This is a genomic window from Bathymodiolus heckerae thiotrophic gill symbiont (genome assembly GCF_900128515.1).
Classification (GTDB): Bacteria; Pseudomonadota; Gammaproteobacteria; order PS1; family Pseudothioglobaceae; genus Thioglobus_A.
In genome coordinates, this window is sequence record NZ_FQTP01000138.1 from 1 (window position 1) to 2,712 (window position 2,712).

Genomic DNA, 2,712 nt, shown 5'->3' on the forward strand with positions numbered 1-2,712 from the left:
CCTTCACCTTCTTTGTTGCTGATAGCCTAATTTGTAAAATACGAAGAAACGCTTCTTGGTGAGCTTTAGAGTGCTGGTTTATAGGATGTTTTCTTGCAAGCTTATGTTTTAAAGGGAACACTCATGATATAAACGAACAACCAACTCTCTGCTCCCATCCCGAACAATCAATACCTTACCTTATCTGTAATTAAATTAAAGTAGCATCTTTTAAAAAATTAACTAAAAGTAAATTTTATATGCCGCCAGAATTGACAATGTAATTGCATGTCTACGATAATACAAATATAGCAAATATATTTTTGGAAAGCACATGGCTCAATTACATTTTTATATCCCGGATTTAATAGCAGATAAAATTAAAATCAAAGCGGAACACGCTCATTTATCAGTGTCCAAATACCTTGCAGAACTGGCAAAACGAGAAGTAACTAACGAATGGCCTGAAGACTATTTCGAAAAATTAGGCAAATGGGAAGGTGAAACGCTGCAACGCCCTAGTCAAGGAACTCTCGAAAAACGGGAATCAATAGACTAATGTACCTGCTTGATTCCAATGTGTGTATTCACTTGTTAAATAATCGTCATGCACAAATAGAACTGCATTTCCGCAATTCTTCTCCTTCAGAGATCGCCTTATGTAGCGTAATAAAGGCTGAATTACTCTTCGGTGCCAGGCATAGCAAAAGAGTAGAAGCCAATTTACAATTACTTAATCATTTTTTTTCACCCTTAAACAGTCTTCCATTTGATGACAGGTGCGCAGAAGAATATGGATTAATACGTGCAGATTTAAGCGCTCAAGGAAAAATAATAGGGCCGAATGACCTTCTGATAGCGGCTATAGCCAGAGCGCATGATGCTGTTTTAGTCACGCATAATACCAAGGAGTTTTCCCGGATTACCGGGTTGCGATTAGAAGACTGGCAATCATGATTTCTCATATTGCTACTTAATATGAACACATAATAAAATGGAATAATGAAGTAATGGGCAACAAACTTAGCTTATATCAAGGCCTGAAGCTTGGGGAGGGCAACAGAGCCATTTCTATTGAAAAAATAAATTCTGAAAATATTTATATCAGATTACAAAGTGATCTTCAGCGTAGGATAATACCAACTCAATTGATTGTGGATTTATTACCCTACCTTCTTAGCAAAAAAATTTCCATTGATGATTTTAATAGAAAGTACCGAAAAGAGCAGGGACTCCCACATCTATTTTCATTTCTTAACTTAGATTATGAAAAGTTCATACTGGGTTATGAAGCAACGATCAGTAAACTTTGTGAATATGAATTAACTCACTATCAGGGTAAATCTTCTCAAAAATTACCAATATTAACTACCTCATTACCAAAACCCTTTATTCTTCTTTCTGGCCTCTCCGGCACTGGAAAAACCCGCTTCGTAAAACAACAGGCCAAACGCTTTAGAAAAGATCATTCAAATTATTGTATCGTTCCTGTTCGTCCCGACTGGCATGAGCCCTCAGATTTACTAGGCTATATTTCCCGTTTGGGCAATAATGGTGCAGAATATATAGTAACTGATTTTTTAGTATTTATAGTCGCCGCATGGAAAGAAATAACTGAAAATATTGAAGATGAAGAGGTTAATTATAACGATGACTGTGTGCCTTATTGGTTATGCCTGGATGAAATGAACCTGGCACCGGTCGAACAATATTTTGCTGATTATTTAGCTATTATTGAAACTCGCTATTGGGAAGATGGACAATATCACTGCGATGCTTTGCTTAACTCCAGTATCTTTAAACAAGTAGATAATCTTGCTCAATTAAGAACCCAGCTTAATCTTGCGGGTGATGAGAATGATGCCTTATGGCAATACTTTTTAAATAAAGGTATCAGCATACCCCCTAATCTGATTGTTGCTGGCACGGTCAATATGGATGAAACCACCCATGGATTTTCTCGTAAAGTAATTGATCGTGCTTTTACAATAGATTTTGGTGAGTTCTTTCCTAATGATTACCAGGCGTACTTTGAAGCACAGACTCAGCCAAAAACACTTAGCTTTCCCACCCTCTCCCAGGTTAATATCACTGATATTGTTGAATATGATCCTAATGGAAGCAAGAGTATTGCATTTTTAGAAGCGCTTAATACCGTATTAAAAGAAACTCCGTTTGAACTAGCTTATCGCGCGCTAAATGAGTTATTAATTGCGGTAGTTTCTTTTAAACCCAGGGATACTCCTGAACTTTAAGCAGTCTGGGATGATTTTTTAATGACCAAGGTTCTGCCTCGGATCGAGGGTGATAGTGAAAAGTTACAAGATGATGGTGAAAATAGCTTACTTGATCAACTTGAGTCTGTTCTTGCTGAGCAATTGACAGAAACCTGGGAAGATACAAAAACTCGCCCTGATTTACTAAGAGAAATTATTGAGGGTAATATATTTTTTATTAAATGCCGTTCAAAAAAGAAAATTAGCTGGATGAAAGCACGTTTATCTGCCAATGGGTTTACATCGTTCTGGCCATAACCGTTCACTTCCCCCTCTTGTGAAATGGGGGATTAAGGGGGGATTATCTAATAAAAACCTCCCCTAACCCCTTATATGGACTCCTCAATTATTGCAAGCCAAGTTTTCAAATTTTGGTGATATCAACAGTGAACAAGATTGCAGCCATATATTCGGTCTCTAACAGAGACTTTATTTGCCTCAGGACTCCTGATGAATC

The 2,712-nt window shown here is 37.2% G+C and carries 4 protein-coding genes; all 4 read left to right on the forward strand.

The window, feature by feature from the left end:
• Positions 1-313 precede the first annotated feature (313 nt).
• From BTHERMOSOX_RS10205 to BTHERMOSOX_RS10220, 4 genes are read left to right on the forward strand one after another with little or no spacing between them, the layout of a single operon-like run.
• The gene (locus BTHERMOSOX_RS10205; RefSeq protein ID WP_138121050.1) at positions 314-538 is read left to right on the forward strand and encodes a hypothetical protein; all 225 of its coding nucleotides are present in this window, start codon (positions 314-316) and stop codon (positions 536-538) included.
• A complete protein-coding gene (gene vapC / locus BTHERMOSOX_RS10210; RefSeq protein ID WP_138121051.1) occupies positions 538-936 on the forward strand; it encodes a type II toxin-antitoxin system tRNA(fMet)-specific endonuclease VapC in 399 nt (132 codons plus the stop codon). The genes BTHERMOSOX_RS10205 and vapC overlap by 1 nt, the downstream gene beginning before the upstream one ends.
• A gap of 53 nt (positions 937-989) precedes the next feature.
• Positions 990-2,234 carry an McrB family protein gene (locus BTHERMOSOX_RS10215; protein ID WP_138121052.1) on the forward strand — a complete coding sequence of 415 codons (1,245 nt, stop codon included), beginning with the start codon at positions 990-992 and terminating at the stop codon, positions 2,232-2,234.
• Positions 2,235-2,255: 21 nt separating this feature from the next.
• Positions 2,256-2,513, forward strand: coding sequence for a hypothetical protein (locus tag BTHERMOSOX_RS10220; RefSeq protein WP_138121053.1), 258 nt, complete (start codon positions 2,256-2,258; stop codon positions 2,511-2,513).
• Positions 2,514-2,712 lie beyond the last annotated feature (199 nt).

Excerpts from the sequence above, each read along its gene's own strand:
- BTHERMOSOX_RS10205 (WP_138121050.1), top strand. The coding sequence starts at position 314 with ATGGCTCAATTACATTTTTATATCCCGGATTTAATAGCAGATAAAATT.
- vapC (WP_138121051.1), top strand. The coding sequence starts at position 538 with ATGTACCTGCTTGATTCCAATGTGTGTATTCACTTGTTAAATAATCGT.
- BTHERMOSOX_RS10215 (WP_138121052.1), top strand. The coding sequence starts at position 990 with ATGGGCAACAAACTTAGCTTATATCAAGGCCTGAAGCTTGGGGAGGGC.
- BTHERMOSOX_RS10220 (WP_138121053.1), top strand. The coding sequence starts at position 2,256 with ATGACCAAGGTTCTGCCTCGGATCGAGGGTGATAGTGAAAAGTTACAA.